The organism is Cellulomonas xylanilytica, assembly GCF_007989805.1.
GTDB lineage: Bacteria > Actinomycetota > Actinomycetes > Actinomycetales > Cellulomonadaceae > Cellulomonas > Cellulomonas xylanilytica.
On record NZ_BJUB01000011.1, the window covers coordinates 32,721 to 48,193 of the forward strand.

At 72.6% G+C, this 15,473-nt stretch carries 16 protein-coding genes; 8 read left to right on the plus strand and 8 right to left on the minus strand.

Annotated elements, in window-relative coordinates; genetic code table 11:
* Position 1: 1 nt before the first annotated feature.
* Positions 2-1,303: a GNAT family N-acetyltransferase gene (locus CXY01_RS16355; protein WP_146929283.1), complete on the plus strand. Its 1,302-nt coding sequence runs from the start codon at positions 2-4 to the stop codon at positions 1,301-1,303.
* On the opposite strand, the gene CXY01_RS16360 is transcribed toward CXY01_RS16355, so the two are convergent.
* Positions 1,300-1,932: a winged helix-turn-helix transcriptional regulator gene (locus CXY01_RS16360; protein WP_146929286.1), complete on the minus strand. Its 633-nt coding sequence runs from the start codon at positions 1,930-1,932 to the stop codon at positions 1,300-1,302. The genes CXY01_RS16355 and CXY01_RS16360 overlap by 4 nt on opposite strands.
* 52 nt (positions 1,933-1,984) lie before the next feature.
* Here CXY01_RS16360 and CXY01_RS16365 point away from each other — a divergent pair, with 52 nt between their 5' ends.
* Entirely contained in the window at positions 1,985-3,292 is a 1,308-nt protein-coding gene (locus CXY01_RS16365; protein ID WP_146929289.1) for an MFS transporter, read from the plus strand.
* On the opposite strand, the gene CXY01_RS16370 is transcribed toward CXY01_RS16365, so the two are convergent.
* The 6 genes from CXY01_RS16370 to CXY01_RS16395 form a co-directional block, all read right to left on the minus strand.
* Positions 3,261-4,031 carry an ABC transporter ATP-binding protein gene (locus CXY01_RS16370; RefSeq protein ID WP_146929292.1) on the minus strand — a complete coding sequence of 257 codons (771 nt, stop codon included), beginning with the start codon at positions 4,029-4,031 and terminating at the stop codon, positions 3,261-3,263. The two genes, CXY01_RS16365 and CXY01_RS16370, sit on opposite strands and share 32 nt — an antisense overlap.
* A complete protein-coding gene (locus CXY01_RS16375) occupies positions 4,009-5,010 on the minus strand; it encodes an ABC transporter substrate-binding protein (RefSeq protein WP_146929295.1) in 1,002 nt (333 codons plus the stop codon). The genes CXY01_RS16370 and CXY01_RS16375 overlap by 23 nt, the downstream gene beginning before the upstream one ends.
* Positions 5,007-5,789 (minus strand): ABC transporter permease, encoded by a 783-nt coding sequence (locus CXY01_RS16380; RefSeq protein WP_146929298.1) that lies wholly within the window; start codon positions 5,787-5,789, stop codon positions 5,007-5,009. Before CXY01_RS16380 ends, CXY01_RS16375 begins: the two co-directional genes overlap by 4 nt.
* Before the next feature lie 4 nt (positions 5,790-5,793).
* Complete coding sequence (locus tag CXY01_RS16385) at positions 5,794-6,087, minus strand: thiamine-binding protein (RefSeq protein ID WP_146846220.1); 294 nt, start codon at positions 6,085-6,087, stop codon at positions 5,794-5,796.
* 288 nt (positions 6,088-6,375) lie between these two features.
* Positions 6,376-7,032, minus strand: a complete 657-nt coding sequence (locus CXY01_RS16390; protein ID WP_146929304.1) for a ThuA domain-containing protein — start codon at positions 7,030-7,032, stop codon at positions 6,376-6,378.
* A 12-nt stretch (positions 7,033-7,044) separates the two neighbouring features.
* A complete protein-coding gene (locus CXY01_RS16395) occupies positions 7,045-8,214 on the minus strand; it encodes an ROK family protein (protein ID WP_146929307.1) in 1,170 nt (389 codons plus the stop codon).
* Between the two features lie 108 nt (positions 8,215-8,322).
* Between CXY01_RS16395 and CXY01_RS16400 the strand changes: the two genes are divergently transcribed.
* From CXY01_RS16400 to CXY01_RS16425, 6 genes are all read left to right on the plus strand, one after another.
* Positions 8,323-9,852, plus strand: a complete 1,530-nt coding sequence (locus CXY01_RS16400; protein ID WP_146929310.1) for a sugar ABC transporter ATP-binding protein — start codon at positions 8,323-8,325, stop codon at positions 9,850-9,852.
* A complete protein-coding gene (locus CXY01_RS16405) occupies positions 9,849-10,898 on the plus strand; it encodes an ABC transporter permease (protein WP_146929313.1) in 1,050 nt (349 codons plus the stop codon). Before CXY01_RS16400 ends, CXY01_RS16405 begins: the two co-directional genes overlap by 4 nt.
* Positions 10,899-10,967: 69 nt before the next feature.
* Complete coding sequence (locus CXY01_RS16410; RefSeq protein ID WP_146929316.1) at positions 10,968-12,017, plus strand: substrate-binding domain-containing protein; 1,050 nt, start codon at positions 10,968-10,970, stop codon at positions 12,015-12,017.
* A 109-nt stretch (positions 12,018-12,126) separates the two neighbouring features.
* Positions 12,127-13,272 carry a Gfo/Idh/MocA family protein gene (locus CXY01_RS16415; RefSeq protein WP_146929690.1) on the plus strand — a complete coding sequence of 382 codons (1,146 nt, stop codon included), beginning with the start codon at positions 12,127-12,129 and terminating at the stop codon, positions 13,270-13,272.
* Positions 13,273-13,274: 2 nt separating this feature from the next.
* A complete protein-coding gene (locus CXY01_RS16420; protein ID WP_146929319.1) occupies positions 13,275-14,276 on the plus strand; it encodes a sugar phosphate isomerase/epimerase family protein in 1,002 nt (333 codons plus the stop codon).
* Between the two features lie 26 nt (positions 14,277-14,302).
* Positions 14,303-14,716: a pilus assembly protein CpaE gene (locus tag CXY01_RS16425; RefSeq protein WP_146929322.1), complete on the plus strand. Its 414-nt coding sequence runs from the start codon at positions 14,303-14,305 to the stop codon at positions 14,714-14,716.
* A 12-nt stretch (positions 14,717-14,728) separates the two neighbouring features.
* Here CXY01_RS16425 and CXY01_RS16430 read toward each other — a convergent pair whose 3' ends face one another.
* On the minus strand, positions 14,729-15,472 hold the full coding sequence (locus CXY01_RS16430; RefSeq protein WP_146929325.1) for a PH domain-containing protein: 744 nt from the start codon (positions 15,470-15,472) through the stop codon (positions 14,729-14,731).
* Position 15,473: the final 1 nt, after the last annotated feature.

Consider the following 15,473-nt stretch of genomic DNA (forward strand, 5'->3'; position numbering starts at 1 on the left):
GGTGCCCGGTGCCGTGGTCCGGGTGGCTGCCGGTGCGCAGGTGGCCGACGCCGGAGCGCTGACCGCCGAGGCGTACCTCGCGGACCGGCTGGTCGACGCGGACGAGGCCTACGCCGAGGAGCTGCGGGACGCCGAGCGCCGCGCCCGGGAGGCGACGCTCCTCGTTGCGCTGGTCCCGCCCGGGGAAGGTGACGGCGCCAACGACCGGGACGACGACCCGGTGGTCGTGGGCACCGTGACGCTCGCGCCGTACGGCACCTCGTACGCCGAGGTGGCGGAGCCGGGCGAGCTGGAGATCCGCATGCTCGCGGTCGCGCCCGAGGCGAGGCGCCGCGGGATCGCCGAGCTGCTCATGGCTGCCGCGCTGCGCGAGGCGGTCGCGAGCGGGGCGACGCGGGTGGTGCTCTCGACGCTCGACTCCATGGAGGCCGCGCAGCGGCTCTACCGGCGGCTCGGGTTCGTCGCCGTGCCGGAGCGTGACTGGGGGCATGTCGAGGTGCACCTGCGGGTCCACACGTGGACGCCGCCGGACGCGCCCGGTGCTCTCGTCGAGTCGGCGACCTGGCCCCCGGCCCGGGTGGTCGACGTGGACGGCTGGCGCGTGGGTCTGTCGGGCGGGCTGACCCGCCGCGCCAACAGCGTCCTGCCGCTCGGCACGCCGCCGGACGTGACCGCGGCGCTCGACCGGGTGGAGGAGCTGTACGCGACCGAGGGTCAGCCGTCGATCGTGCGCGTGTGCCGCGCGTCGCCGCGCGGACTGGACGACCTGCTCGCGCTGCGCGACTACGAGGTCATGTCCCGGACGGACGTGCTGGTGCGGGAGCTCGACGGGATCGAGCCGCACCGCGGAGCCGTCCGCACCGCGGCCGGACCGGTGCGGGTCTCCGTGGCGGACCACCCGGGCGACGAGTGGCTCGCGGCCTGGTCCGGCTCGAAGGCGCGGCTGCACGCCACCGGGGCCGCGGCGGAGGCGGACGACGCCAGCCTGCGGCTCGCGCGCAGCGTGCTCGGCGGGGCGCCCGCCGTCTACCTCACCGCGACGGACGCCTCGGGGCTGGTCGGCGTGATCCGTGCCGCGTTCGCGGAGGAGTGGGTCGCCCTGTCGTGCCTGGTCGTCGCGCAGGCTGCCCGCCGCCGCGGACTGGGCCGGTTCCTGACGCTCCGCGCCCTCGACGAGGGTGCGCGGCGCGGTGCCCGTCGTGCCTTCTTGCAGGTGGAGGCCGAGAACTCCGCGGCCGGAGCGCTCTACACGGCGCTCGGGTTCCAGCCGGCCGAGCGGTACGTCTACCGCGAGCGGCGCTAGGCGGCCGCGAAGTACCTGCCGAAGCGGTGGGCGGCACGCTCGTCGCCGTCGATGCTCGCCTCTCCTGCCGCGACGACCTCGGCGAGGGTGCGGTCGCCTGCCACGATGGCGTCGAGCGCGCGCGGGGTGGTCGTGATGACAGCGTCCGGGTGCTCGGCGTGGCCGCGCAGGACCTCGACGCGCCCGTCGCGCAGGGTGACGGCGAACCGGTAGTCGCCGAGCCGCAGCTCGTAGCCGGCGGGTGGGTCGGTGTGGGTCAGCTGCGCCGCCAGCGACAGGATCACCGAGTCCACGCCGATCGGTGCGTCGCGGGGCAGCGTGGGCGAGCGGACGCCCCAGCGGCCGAGGGCCAGGACGACGGGTTCGAGCTCGGCGCCGCGGGCGGTCAGCGCGTACACGGCCACCGCGGCCGGCGGTGGGAGCGTGGTGCGCTCGACGACACCGGCGGCCTCGAGCTCGCGCAGCCGCTGGCTCAGGATGTTGGCGCTGACCCCCGGCAGGCCCGCGCGCAGGTCCGTGAACCGTTTGGGTCCCAGCAGCAGCTCGCGGACCACGAGGAGTGCCCACCGTTCGCCCACGAGGTCGAGCGCGTGGGCGATCCCGCAACCGTCGTCGTACGTTCGCGTCATGGAGACATACTAGAGGGTTGTTATTACTAACTAGATAGTCCTACTGTGCAACATGCGCGAGCGATGGACTCTGGCGGTGCTCGGGACGGCGTTCTTCGTCGTCGTGCTGGACAGCACGATCGTCTACGTGGCGCTGCCGTCGATCGCCGACGACCTCGCCTTCGCCGGCGGTGGCGTGCAGTGGGTGATCAGCGCCTACCTCGTGACGTTCGGCGGGCTGCTGCTGCTCGGCGGACGCGTCGCCGACCTGCTCGGGCGCCGGCGGGTGTTCCTGGTCGGGATCGCGGTCTTCACGGGTGCGTCGGTGCTCTGCGGGTCGGCGTCCGAGCCCGCCGTGCTCGTCGGTGCGCGGGTGCTGCAAGGGATGGGTGCGGCCGTCATGGCGCCGACTGCCCTCTCGCTCGTGCTGGTGACGTTCGAGCCGGGCCTGGAGCGCAACCGGGCGCTCGGCGTCTGGGGCGGCATCGGCGGGGTCGGGGGGACGGCCGGGCTGCTGCTGGGCGGTCCGATCACGCAGCTGTGGGGGTGGAAGTGGATCTTCCTGGCGAACCTGCCGGTCGGCGTCCTGCTGCTGGTGGCGTCGGCTCGGCTGCTCGCCGAGAGCCGCGACGCGGACCGGCCGCGGGCCTTCGACGCGAGCGGTGCGCTCGCCGTCACCGGAGCGCTCGTGCTCCTCGTGCTCGGCATCACCGAGGCGTCGTGGCCGGCGCTCGCGGGCTCCGCGCTGCTCCTGGGCACCTTCGTCCTGGTCGAGCGGCGCGCGGTCGCGCCGCTCGTCCCGTGGCGCGTCGTCCGGTCCCGACGGCTCGTCACCGGCAACCTCCTGCTCCTGGTGGCCGGGACGTGCGTCGACGGGGTCCTGCTGGTGCTGGCCCTCGACGCGCAGGCGGCCGGCAGCCGGTCCCCGGTGCACTTCGGGCTGACGACGGCCGCCATGACGGGTGCCTCGGTGGTCGGGTCCGTCGTCGGGCAGGCGGTCGTCACCCGGGTCGGCGTGCGGGCGGTGGCGGTGGCCGGGACGGCGCTGCTCGCGGCGGGCAGCGTCGCGCTCACGACGCTCCCCGCCGTCGGTCTCGTCGTGTTCGGCGCAGGGCTGGGTGCCGCCTTCGTGAGCGCCCAGATCGCCGCCGTCTCCGGGGCCGCGCCCGACGACTCAGGTCTGGCGGCAGGGATCGCCGACACGTCGTTCGCCGTCGGGGGAGCCCTCGGCGTCGCCGTGCTGTCGACGGTCGAGGGCACCGGCAGCGCCCTGGTCGTGGCGGCGATCGTGGCGGCCCTCGGCCTCGTCGCTGCCACGTCCCTGGGCGCTCACCGCGCGACCTCCGGCGTCACGCACCTCCCCGCGGGTCGAGCGCCGTGAGGAGCGTGCGGCGCGCGCCGTCCGTCGCGTCCCGCGGCACCGGCAGGTCGAGCACCACCCGGCCCGGCCGGTCCGAGAGCACGACCACGCGGTCCGCCAGCAGGAGCGCCTCGTCGACGTCGTGCGTCACGAGCACGACCGCGCGCCCGTGCCCAGCGAGGTCCAGGCCCGCCAGCCAGGCGTTCATGCGGCGTCGGGTGATCGCGTCGAGGGCGCCGAACGGCTCGTCGAGGAGCAGCACCGGCCGGCCGGGCAGGCAGGTACGCAGCAGGGCCAGGCGCTGGCGCATGCCACCGGACAGCTCGTGCGGCCAGGCCCGCTCGAACCCCGCCAGGCCGAACTCGTCGAACAGCGCCCGAGCGCGGGCGTCGGCGACGGCTCGGTCGAGCCCCGCGATCCGGGCTCCCACCAGGGCGTTGGGCAGCGCCCGCCGCCAGGGCAGCAGCCCGTCCCGCTGGGGCATCCACGCCGTCGCCGCGCCGACGACCGCCCGGCCGGACACGGACCCCCCGGTGGGGGTGAGGCCGGCCAGGACGCGCAGCAACGTCGACTTGCCGCAGCCCGAGGGCCCGACGACCGCGACGAACTCGCCGACGCGCACCCGCAGGTCGACGTCCTGGAGAGCGACGACCTCGCCCACCGCCCGGCGACCGGTGCCGGGGAACGTCACGGTCAGCCCGGCGACCTCGAGCGCCGGGCCCGAGGTCGGCGGCGCCTCAGTCGACAGGGAGGAAGTCATCGGTCCACGCGGCGTCGGTGTCGAACCCGGGGTCGGCGAGGTCGTTCTCCTGCAGGAACCCGACGAAGTCGTCCCAGACCGTCGCCTGCTGGACGCCCCAGTGCTCCGGGTCGTCGGTGTAGCGGGTCGCGAGCCACTGCGCGCTGAGCGTGAGCAGCTCCGGGTCGATCTCGGGCGCCGCCTCGTGGATCGCGTCGGCGGCGGCCTGCGGCTCGGCGATCGCGTCCTCGTAGCCGTGCGTGAGGGCGGCGAGGAAGTCCCGGACCAGCTCCGGGTCCTCGTCCAGGTGCTGCTGGGACGTCGCGACGAGAGGCGTGTACCAGTCGGGGATGCAGTCGGTGTGGTCGATGAACGGGATCGTCGACACGTCGAGGCCGTCGATCTGCCCGAGCCGGATGGTGTCCCACGCGTCGAACACCCAGGCGGCGTCGAACTGGTGCTCCAGCAGACCGATGCGGAAGTCGTCGCTCGACAGGGGGGCCAGCTCGACGGCGTCCGGGTCGCCTCCGTCGCACTCGACGAGCGTGCGGATGAGCGCCTCCTCCAGCTCGGACCCGTAGGAGCCGTACGTGTGACCGGCCAGATCGCGGGGGCGGGTGATGCCGGACTCGGTCAGGGAGATGAGGCTGGACGTGTTGTGCTGGATGACGGTGGCCACCGAGACCACCTCGGCCCCCTGCTCACGGGCGGGGACCAGCCCTTCGGCGACGGAGAAGGCGAAGTCGGCCTTGCCCGCGGCGAGCAGCTGCAGGCCGGAGGTGTCGCCGGGCTCGACGATCGTGAGGTCGATGCCGGCGTCGGCGAAGTAGCCGCGCGACTGCGCGAGGTACAGGCCGGAGTGGTTGGTGTTCGGCGTCCAGTCGAGGATCACGGACACGGGTCGTAGCGCGGGGCCCGACGACGGGCCGTCGGCGGCGGCGGTCGAGCAGGCGGTCATGAGGCAGAGGGCGGCGGCGGCAGCGACGAGGCGGGTTCTCATGCGGGGGTCCTTCCAGGACGTGAGGGGTGGGACGACCGCTGCCACGGCGTGGCGAGCCGCGCGAGGCCGTCGACGAGCAGGAACAGCAGGCCGGTGAGCACGGCCACGAGGACGACGGCGACGAGGATCTGGTCCACCTCGTAGCCCTTGCGGGAGCGCTGGACGAACACGCCCAGTCCGCTCTGACCGGCGAGGTACTCGGCCACGACGGCCGCGCCGATCGCGTAGGTGGCGGCCACGCGCAGGCCACCGAGGGCGCCCGGCACCGACGCCGGGAGCTGGACGAGCCAGAACTGGTGCCGGCGGGTGCCGCCCAGCCCGGCGACCATCTCGGCGTGCTCCGCGTCGACGGCGGCCATCGCGGTCACGGCGGCGACGAGCACCGGGAAGAACGCGGTGAGCGCGACGAGCAGCACCTTGGGCAGCAGACCGAAGCCGGCCCACAGGATGAGCAGCGGGGCGAGCACGACGGTCGGGACGGTCTGCGTGAGGGTGACCAGCGGGTACACGGTGTCCGAGACCCACGGGAACGCCGCGATGAGCACGGCGAGCAGCAGTCCCACGACCGCTCCGACGAGCAGGCCGAGGCCGGCCTCGGTCAGCGTCGTGAGCACGTCGTCGACGATCAGCGGTGCGACCTCGACCGCCGTGCGGGCCACCTGGGACGGTGGCGGGAGCACGAAGGCGGGGAGGTCGGCCAGGTGCACGCCGACCTCCCAGCCGACGAGCAGCACGAGCCCCGCCGCGGCCGGCGCGAGGACCCGACGCCAGCGGCGCACGGCGTCAGGCCCGGAACTTGCCCACGAGGTCGGCGATGGTGGGCCCGGCGTCGTCCTTGCCCTGCCCGACCTTGATCACGCTGGACACGGCCGACGCGCCCGCCAGGACGGTGGCCTCGTGGACGGCACGCAGCAGCGGCCAGATCTGGTCGGGCGTGCCCTGGATGGTGGTGCCCATGGCGCCCACCTCGTACACGAGGCCGGACTGCTGGATGACCGCGATGGCGGCGTCGACGTAGGCGTACCGGTCGTCGTCGGTGCCGCTCGGGCGGGGAGAGACCTGGATCTGTGCGAGCACGGGTGTTCCTCCGGGTGGTCGGACCGGGCGCACGCAGCACAGGTCCACCCGTCCGGGGACGACGACGACGGAGCCCCGGCGACGACCGGGAGGCCGCCCACGCCGCGCTCGGTGGCGCATCCCTCCGCTGGCATTACCCAGTTCAGGTTCTCGGGTCGACGTGCGCTGACACCGGTGGTGTCGCGGCTCGTCCTCTCAGCCCGGCTGTCCCGAGCTCCCCTGCGTTGGCGGGACGAACCTACCCGGACCGGTCGGGCCTGCCGGTCGCCTTCTCACGGACCGGACGGGTCAGCGGCTGGCCCACAGCAGGCCGCGCTCGATGATCGTCCGGACCGACGGCACCTCGAGGTCGGCCAGCAGGTGGCCGGGTGCGCACACGAACACGCGACCGGCGCCCCAGCGGCGGGTCCAGACGGCGGGTGACGTGACGGGCTCGTGCCACGGGTCGTCGGGACCGGGGGTGATGGTGGTGGTCGCCAGCACGTCGTTGAGCTGGTCCGTGAGCAGCCAGTACTGCTCGGAGCGCAGCGTGAAGTCGTGCAGGCCCTCGACGATCGGATGGTCGCCCGTGATGGCGATGGTGTGCTCGACCAGGGCCCCGCCCGGGTGAGCGGCGAACTGCGCGCCGACGAGCTGCAGGTAGTCGGTGGCGATCCGGAACGAGTCGACGATCCCGCCGTGCCAGCCGGCGAACCCGGTCCCGGCGGCGACGGCGGTGCGCAGCCCGCGCAGCTCGTCGGCCAGGATGTCGCCCATGGTCCAGCACTGGACCACCAGGTCGGTCGCGGCCATGAGGTCGGGGTCCGCGTAGGCCTCGAGCGACCCCTCGACGACGACGTCGAAGTCGTGCTCGCGCAGGAACGGCACGAACAGGTCGGCGGCTTCCTCGGGCGCGTGCCCGTCCCAGCCGCCGCGGACGACGAGGGCACGACGTTGTGGGGCCACGGCGGGTCTCCTCTAGCTGATCAGGGCGTCGATCGCGGCGGCGGACAGGACGTGCTCGGAGGCCATCGCGCTCGCACCGAGCACGCCGGCGCGGCCCTTGGTGCGGGACGCGACGATGCGCAGGTGCTGGGTGGCCAGCGGCAGGGAGCGGCGGTAGACGACCTCACGGATGCCGGCGAGCAGGTGCTCCCCGGCCTCGGCCACGACGCCGCCGATGACGATGACGGACGGGTTGAGCATGCTGACGCACGCGGCGAGGACCTCGCCGATGTGCCGGCCGGCGGCCCGCACCTCGCGGCCCGCGTCGAGGTCGCCCGCGCGGACGAGCGCCACGACGTCGGCGCTGCTCGCCGCCTCCGCGAGGGCGTTCGCGATGGCGGGTCCGCTGGCGACCGCCTCGAGGCAGCCGGTGTTGCCGCAGCGGCACGGCAGGTCCAGGCCGCCCGGGACGGCGATGTGGCCGAGGTCGCCTGCCGCGCCCTGGGCGCCGCGGCGGATCTGGCCGTCGGAGATGATCCCGGCACCGATGCCGGTGGCCACCTTGACGAACAGGAGGTGGTCGACCTCGGGCCACTCGGAGGTGTGCTCGCCCAGGGCCATCACGTTGACGTCGTTGTCGACGAGCACCGGGACGCGCAGCTTGCGGGCGAGGAGGCCGGGCACGTCGGCGTCGTCCCAGCCCGGCATGATCGGCGGGTTGATCGGGCGTCCGGTCGAGTGCTCGACGGGACCGGGCAGGCCCACCCCGACGCTGACCAGGTCGCTCAGCGGGCGGTCCGCGGTGGTGAGCAGCTCGAGGCCCAGCTCCACGACGCGGTCCAGCACCGGGCCGGGGCCCTCGGCGATCGCGATGGGCTCGTGGTGCTCGGCCAGGACCGTGCCCACCAGGTCCGTCAGGGCGAGGCGGGAGTGCGTGGCGCCGAGGTCGACGGCGAGGACGACGCGCGCGGCCGGGTTGAAGGCGAACGTGGCGGGCGGGCGGCCGCCCGTGGAGCTGGCCTCTCCCGCGGGGGCGACGAAGCCGGACGCGAGCAGGAGGTCCACTCGCGCGGCGATCGTGGAACGCGCTTGCCCGGTGAGCGTGGCCAGGTCCGACCGGGTCCGCGGCTGACGGTCACGGAGGAGCTGGAACATGTCCCCGGCGCCCGTCGGCCGAGGAGCGAACTTCAGGAGCTCGTCCATGCGCACAGTGAACCATTCCGCCTTCTGTAGGTCACGTTCGTGTAACTGTGCCACACAAGTAGCGACTTTTGCTTGACCGACGACAGAAGTGGTTCTACGTTCCTGCCCATGGTCAATGCGGACCGAACAGAAGACCCGCCGGTGCTCTTGCAGATGCGCGGGATCGTGAAGCAGTTCCCGGGAGCCCGGGCCTTGGACGGCGTCGACCTGGAGATCCGGGCGGGCGAGGTCCACTGCCTGCTGGGCCAGAACGGTGCCGGCAAGTCCACGCTCATCAAGGTGCTCGCCGGCGCCCACCAGCCGACCGAGGGCGAGATCCTGCTGGACGGCCGGCCCGTCACCATCACGCACCCGGTGGCCGGCCTCAAGCTCGGCATCGCGACGATGTACCAGGAGTTGGACGTCGTCGACGGGCTGTCCGTCGCGGAGAACATCTACCTCGGCCACGAGCTCGCCACCGGCGGCTTCTCGCAGCGTCGCGCCGCGACCGCCAACACCCGCGCGCTGCTCACGCGCCTCGGGCACGGCGACCTGTCGCCGCACCGCGAGGTCGGTCAGCTGTCCGCCGCGGGCAAGCAGATCGTCAGCATGGCGCGCGCCCTGTCGCACGACGCCCGCGTGATCGTGATGGACGAGCCGTCGGCCGTCCTCGACGCGGAGGAGGTCACCAACCTGTTCCGCGTGGTCCGCGAGCTCACCGCGTCGGGGGTGGCCGTCGTCTACATCTCCCACCGCCTCGACGAGATCCGGCAGATCGGTGACCGGATCACCGTGCTGAAGGACGGCCGCACCGTCGCGACGGGCCTGCCCGTCTCCGAGACGCCCACCGCCGAGCTCATCAAGCTCATGACGGGGCGCAACGTCGAGTACGCCATCCCGCCGCGCGACTCGGTGGCAGCGGACGCCGCCACGATCCTGAAGGTGGACGGGCTCGCGCTGCGCGGGGCGTTCAGCGACGTCTCGTTCGAGGTCCGCGCCGGCGAGGTCGTCGGCCTGGCCGGGCTGGTCGGGTCGGGTCGCACCGAGATCCTCGAGACGGTGTTCGGGGCACGCAAGGCGACGGCCGGCACCGTCCACATCGAGGGGCGCCGGCTGCGCGCCGGCTCCGTCAGCGACGCGGTGAACGCCGGTATCGGACTGAGCCCCGAGGAGCGCAAGAGCCAGGGCCTGATCCTCGACGAGCCGGTGTACCGCAACATCACGCTGTCGACCTTCGCGCGCACCGCGAACGCGTCGTTCCTCGACGAGAACGCCGAGCGCCGGGTCGCGCGCGAGCAGATCGAGGCGCTCGACGTGCGGCCGACGGACCCCGAGCGCAGCGCCCGCACGCTGTCCGGCGGCAACCAGCAGAAGGTGCTGCTGGCCCGCTGGCTGGTGCACGGCTGCCGGGTGCTGCTCCTCGACGAGCCCACGCGCGGCGTCGACGTCGGCGCGCGCGCGGAGATCTACGGACTGATCAACGCGTTGGCCGCGCAGGGCGCAGCCGTGGTGGTCATCTCGAGCGACATCCCGGAGGTGATCGGCCTCGCCGACCGCGTCCTGGTCATCTCGGAAGGTCGCGTGGTCCACGAGGGACCGGCGTCCGACATCGACGAGCACCGTGTGCTCGACCTCGTCATGGAAGGAAGTGCCGCGTGAGCGAGCAGGACGTGACAGTCCCGGCTGCCGACGAGTCGGCCCGGGTCGAACAGGTGGCCAAGCCTGCGGACAAGAAGCGCGGCGGGCTGCTCAAGGGAGCCACCGGCCGCAACCTCGGCCTGGTCATCGCACTGCTGGCGCTGTGCATCTTCGGCGTCATCACGGCGGGGGAGCGGTTCGCCAGCATCGACAACCTGCTCACCATCCTGCGGCTCGCGTCGATCTTCGGTGTCGTGAGCATCGGGATGACGTTCGTCATCACGGGTGGCGGCATCGACCTGTCGGTCGGCTCGGTCATCGGGCTGTCGTCGGTGTGGGCCTCCACGCTGGCCACGCAGTCCATGGCGGAGGACTTCCACTGGATCATCATGGTGCTCTGTGCGCTCGGGGTCGGCCTGGGGGCGGGCCTGATCAACGGCGTGCTCATCGCCTACGGCAAGGTGGTCGCGTTCATCGCCACCCTGGCGATGCTCGTGGCCGCCCGTGGGCTCGCGGAGATCATCGCCAACCGGCAGACGCAGGTGGTCAAGGTCGACGGCTTCCTGGACTTCTTCCGCTCGTCGCCCATCGGCGTGCCGATGCTCGTGTGGATCTTCGCCGTGGTCTCCGTGGCGGGCTGGGTCCTGCTGAACCGCACCACCTTCGGCCGCCGCACCATCGCGGTCGGCGGCAACCCCGAGGCCGCCCGCCTGGCGGGCATCAAGGTCAAGCGCCACACGATGTACCTGTACGCCCTCGCCGGCCTGACCGCCGGTATCGGCGGCGTGATGATGCTCGGCCGCACGACGGCCGGCAGCTCGACCAACGGCCAGCTCTACGAGCTCGACGCGATCGCCGCCGTGGTCGTCGGCGGGACCCTGCTCATCGGCGGCCGCGGCACCATCGTCGGCACCGTGCTCGGTGTCCTGATCTTCGCCACGCTCCGCAACGTGTTCACGCAGAACAACCTGTCCATCTCGGCGCAGGCCATCGCCATGGGCGTGATCATCGTCGTCGCCGTCCTGCTCCAGCAGCGCATCGCCGAGCGCTCCCGCGCCGGAACCTGATCTCGTCCTGCTCCGGCAGTTCCCAGCTCCGCCCCCTGCACCACGCCCGCTCGATCAAGGAGGATCGTCATGTCCACAGCCATGCGTCGCAAGTGGCTCGCCGCCGCCGGGACGGCCGCCGCCCTGGCGCTCGTCGTCGGCTGCACGTCCAACACCCCCGAGGCCGAGGACACCGGTGAGGCACAGGCGCCCGCCGCTGCCGCGACCGGCAACGACGAGCCCGGCGACAAGGTCGTCATCGGCTTCTCCGCCCCCGCGGCCGACCACGGCTGGATGGGCTCCATCACCAAGTCGGCCGTCGCCGAGGCCGGCAAGTACGAGGACGTCGAGCTGGTCCAGGCCGAGGCCACGAACGACGTCAACCTGCAGATCAGCCAGATCGAGCAGTTCATCAACGACGGCGTCGACGCCATCGTCCTGCTGCCGTTCGACGGCGCGGCGCTCACCGAGGTCGCCATCAAGGCGATGCAGGCCGGGATCGTCGTCATCAACGTCGACCGCGAGTTCGAGGACCCGGACGCCGCCCGCACCACGGTGCTCGGCGACAACTACGGCATGGGCGTCAGCGCCGGCGCCTACATCTGCGGCGAGCTGGGCGGCAAGGCCGACGCCAAGGTCGCGGAGATCGCCGGCATCGACTCCCTGCCGCTGACGCAGGACCGCAGCCAGGGCTTCGAGGACGCGCTCGCGGCCTGCGGCCTCGAGGTGAGCAACCGCGTCGCGGCCGACTTCACCGTCCAGGGCGGCGAGTCCGCCGCGGCCAACCTCCTGCAGGCGGCGCCGCAGCTCGACGCCATCTGGAACCACGACGACGACCAGGGCGTCGGCGTCATGGCGGCCATCGAGAACGCGGGCCGCGACGAGTTCATCATGGTCGGCGGCGCCGGCTCGAAGAACGTCATGGAGGCCATCAAGGCCGACGACTCCGTCCTCAAGGCGACCGTCATCTACCCGTCCACGCAGGCGGCCGACGGCATCAAGCTGGCCCGTCTGCTGGTGCAGGGCAAGTCGATGAGCGACCTGGTCGAGGTCGAGGTCCCGCGCACGGTCCAGCTCTACGCACCCGTGGTGACCAAGGAGAACGTCGACCAGTACCTGCCGACGGCCTTCGAGTCCTGAGCCTTTGACCACGCCCGGGGCGGGTTCCCCTCCGCAGGGAACCCGCCCCGGGGGCACGGGCCGCGAAGGAGGAGCCGTGACAGAAGCAGTCCCACGCCTGGGCATCGGCATGGTCGGGTACGCGTTCATGGGCGTCGCGCACTCGCAGGCCTGGCGCAACGCCCCCCGGTTCTTCGACCTCCCGATGCGGCCGGACATGGCCGTCGTCGCAGGTCGCGACGAGGCGGCGGTGAACGCCGCGGCGTCGAAGCTGGGCTGGTCCAGCGCCGAGACCGACTGGAAGGCCCTGGTCTCCCGCGACGACGTCGACCTGGTCGACATCTGCACGCCGGGCGACACGCACGCCGAGATCGCCATCGCGGCGCTCGAGGCCGGCAAGCACGTCCTGTGCGAGAAGCCGCTCGCCAACTCGGTCCAGGAGGCCGAGGCCATGGTCCGTGCGGCGCAGGCCAGCACCGGGACCGCGATGGTCGGGTTCACCTACCGGCGCGTCCCTGCCGTCCAGCTCGCCCGCACGCTCGTCGCGGACGGTCGGATCGGCACCGTCCGGCACGTGCGCGCGCAGTACCTGCAGGACTGGATCGCCGACCCGCAGGCGCCGCTGTCGTGGCGGCTGGACAAGCAGAAGGCCGGCTCCGGGGCGCTCGGGGACATCGGCGCGCACGTCGTCGACCTCGCCCAGTTCGTCACCGGCGAGTCCGTCACGGGGGTCTCGGCCGTCCTGGAGACGTTCGTCAAGGAGCGCCCTGTCGCCGACTCGTTCGGCGGGCTGCACGGCACGTCGTCGGGCACCGAGACCGGTCCCGTGACAGTGGACGACGCCGCGATCTTCCTCGGCCGGATGTCCGGCGGCGGGCTGGCGACGTTCGAGGCCACCCGGTTCGCGTGGGGCCGCAAGAACGCGATCCGCCTGGAGATCAACGGGTCGCACGGGTCGCTCGCGTTCGACTTCGAGGACATGAACGTCCTGCACTACTTCGACGCCACGCAGCCCGCGCCCGAGGCCGGGTTCCGCCGGATCGTCGTCACCGAGCCCGAGCACGCCTACGTGGCCAACTGGTGGCCCGCGGGCCACGGCCTCGGGTACGAGCACGCCTTCACCCACCAGGCGGTGGACCTGATCACCGCGATCGCCGAGCACCGTCAGCCGGAGCCCAGCTTCGCCGACGGCCTCGTCGTCCAGCGTGTGCTGGCCGCGGTCGAGCAGTCGGCCGCGAACGACAGCACGTGGACCCTTGTACAGAAGGAGAGCTGACGATGGCCCGACCGATCACGCTGTTCACCGGCCAGTGGGCCGACCTCCCGTTCGAGGACGTCGCGCGACTGGCGGCCGGCTGGGGTTACGACGGGCTGGAGATCGCCTGCTGGGGCGACCACCTGGACCCGTGGCGCTGGGACGACGACGAGTACGTCGCCGGCAAGCTGGCGCTGCTGGAGGAGTACGGCCTCAAGGTCTACGCGATCTCCAACCACCTCAAGGGTCAGGCCGTCTGCGACGACCCGATCGACCAGCGGCACCGCGACATCCTGTCCGACCGCGTGTGGGGCGACGGCGACCCCGAGGGCGTCCGGGAGCGGGCTGCCGAGGAGATGAAGCACACGGCGCGGATCGCGGCGAAGCTCGGCGTGAAGACCGTCGTGGGCTTCACGGGGTCGAGCATCTGGAAGTACGTCGCGATGTTCCCGCCGGTCTCCCAGGAGGCCGTCGACGCGGGCTACCAGGACTTCGCCGACCGCTGGAACCCGATCCTCGACGTGTTCGACGAGGTCGGCGTGCGGTTCGCGCACGAGGTGCACCCGAGCGAGATCGCGTACGACTACTGGACGACCGTGCGCACGCTCGAGGCCATCGGGCACCGCGAGGCGTTCGGCCTGAACTGGGACCCCAGCCACTTCATCTGGCAGCAGCTGGACCCGGTCGACTTCATCCTCGAGTTCGCGGACCGGATCTACCACGTCGACTGCAAGGACGTGAAGCTGCGCCTCGGCAACGGCCGCAACGGCCGGCTCGGCTCGCACCTCGCGTGGGCGGACCTGCGCCGCGGGTGGGACTTCGTGTCCACCGGCCGTGGCGACGTGCCGTGGGAGGCGTCGTTCCGGGCGCTCAACTCCATCGGGTACGACGGCCCCATCTCGGTCGAGTGGGAGGACGCGGGGATGGACCGGCTGCTCGGGGCGCCCGAGGCGCTGGAGTTCGTGAAGCGCAACGCGTTCGACCCGCCGACCGCGGCGTTCGACGCGGCGTTCAGCACGCGCTGACCGGGGCGGCGCCGGATACTGACCAGATGATCAGCGTCTCCCGTGCCGAGCAGCTCCACTCCGCCGGCCTGCGGTGGCGTCCGTCGCCGGGCGACCGGTTCGCGGTGCGGACGCTCGCCGACCAGGTGTTCACCATCTCGGACATGGTCGTCGAGCCGCACGAGTACCCGACGGGCACGGTGCTCGGGTTCAACGGGACCACGGAGTGGGCGCTCGACTCGGTCGCGCAGGAGGACGCCCTGTGGCTGCCGCGCGAGGACCAGCTGCGCGAGCTGCTCGGCCGGACGTTCCGGAGCCTGGCGCGGTCGACCGACGGCCGGTACCAGGTGCTCGTCGAGCTGTCGGGTCAGCCGGAGCGGGTGTTCACCGCCGAAGAGGCGGCGGACGCGTACGCCCAGGCGCTGCTGGCGCTGGTCAGCGCCGCCGTCGACCGGGTCTGACCGCTCGACCGGTCAGTCGTCCTGGCGAGGGTCGGGCTCCTGCAGGTGGACGAACGTGCCGCGGTCCTCCGACACCGCCCACCCGGGTCCGTCGTCGCCCGCGCCGCGGCGCGGCGGGATGCTGATCGGCTGGGTGTCGTCGGGACCTGGTCCGTGCACCGGCGGCCACGCGACGCGACCTTCCGCCGGGACGGGCACCGGCCGGCGCACGGTGACGGACGGCGGCCGGCTCTGGGATGCTGCCTGGGTCGGGGTGAAGATGATCGCGCACAGCTCGCGGTAGGTGGAGTCGGGGTTGGCCACCCACGAGATGCGCCCGAGCGCCTGGTCCTGCCCGGCGGACTCCATGAGGAACTCGCCGTAGCCGAGCAGGCGGCCGGTGATGGACCGTGAGTACCGCATGTCGGTGACCTTCACCAGCGGCATCATCGAGACCTTCTTGGTGATGAGGCCGTAGAGCAGCAGCATCCGCTTGTCGGTGGCGACGAACCACTCGTTGCGCCAGTCGAGGACCCGCCACACCAGCCGCGCGAGCACGGCGACCCACAGCCACCACAGCCACTCGGAGCGCTCACCGACGGCCGTGGCCGCCACCTCGACGAGCCACGCCACGACGACGAACGCGACGAAGGTGGAGAGGCTGGGCTCCAGGAGCTTGCCCCAGTGGGACCGACGCGTCAGGACCACGCGCTCGCCGGGCAGCACGTACTTCCGCAGGGTCCGCTGCCCCGCGAGAGTCTGCTCGACGGTCTCCATC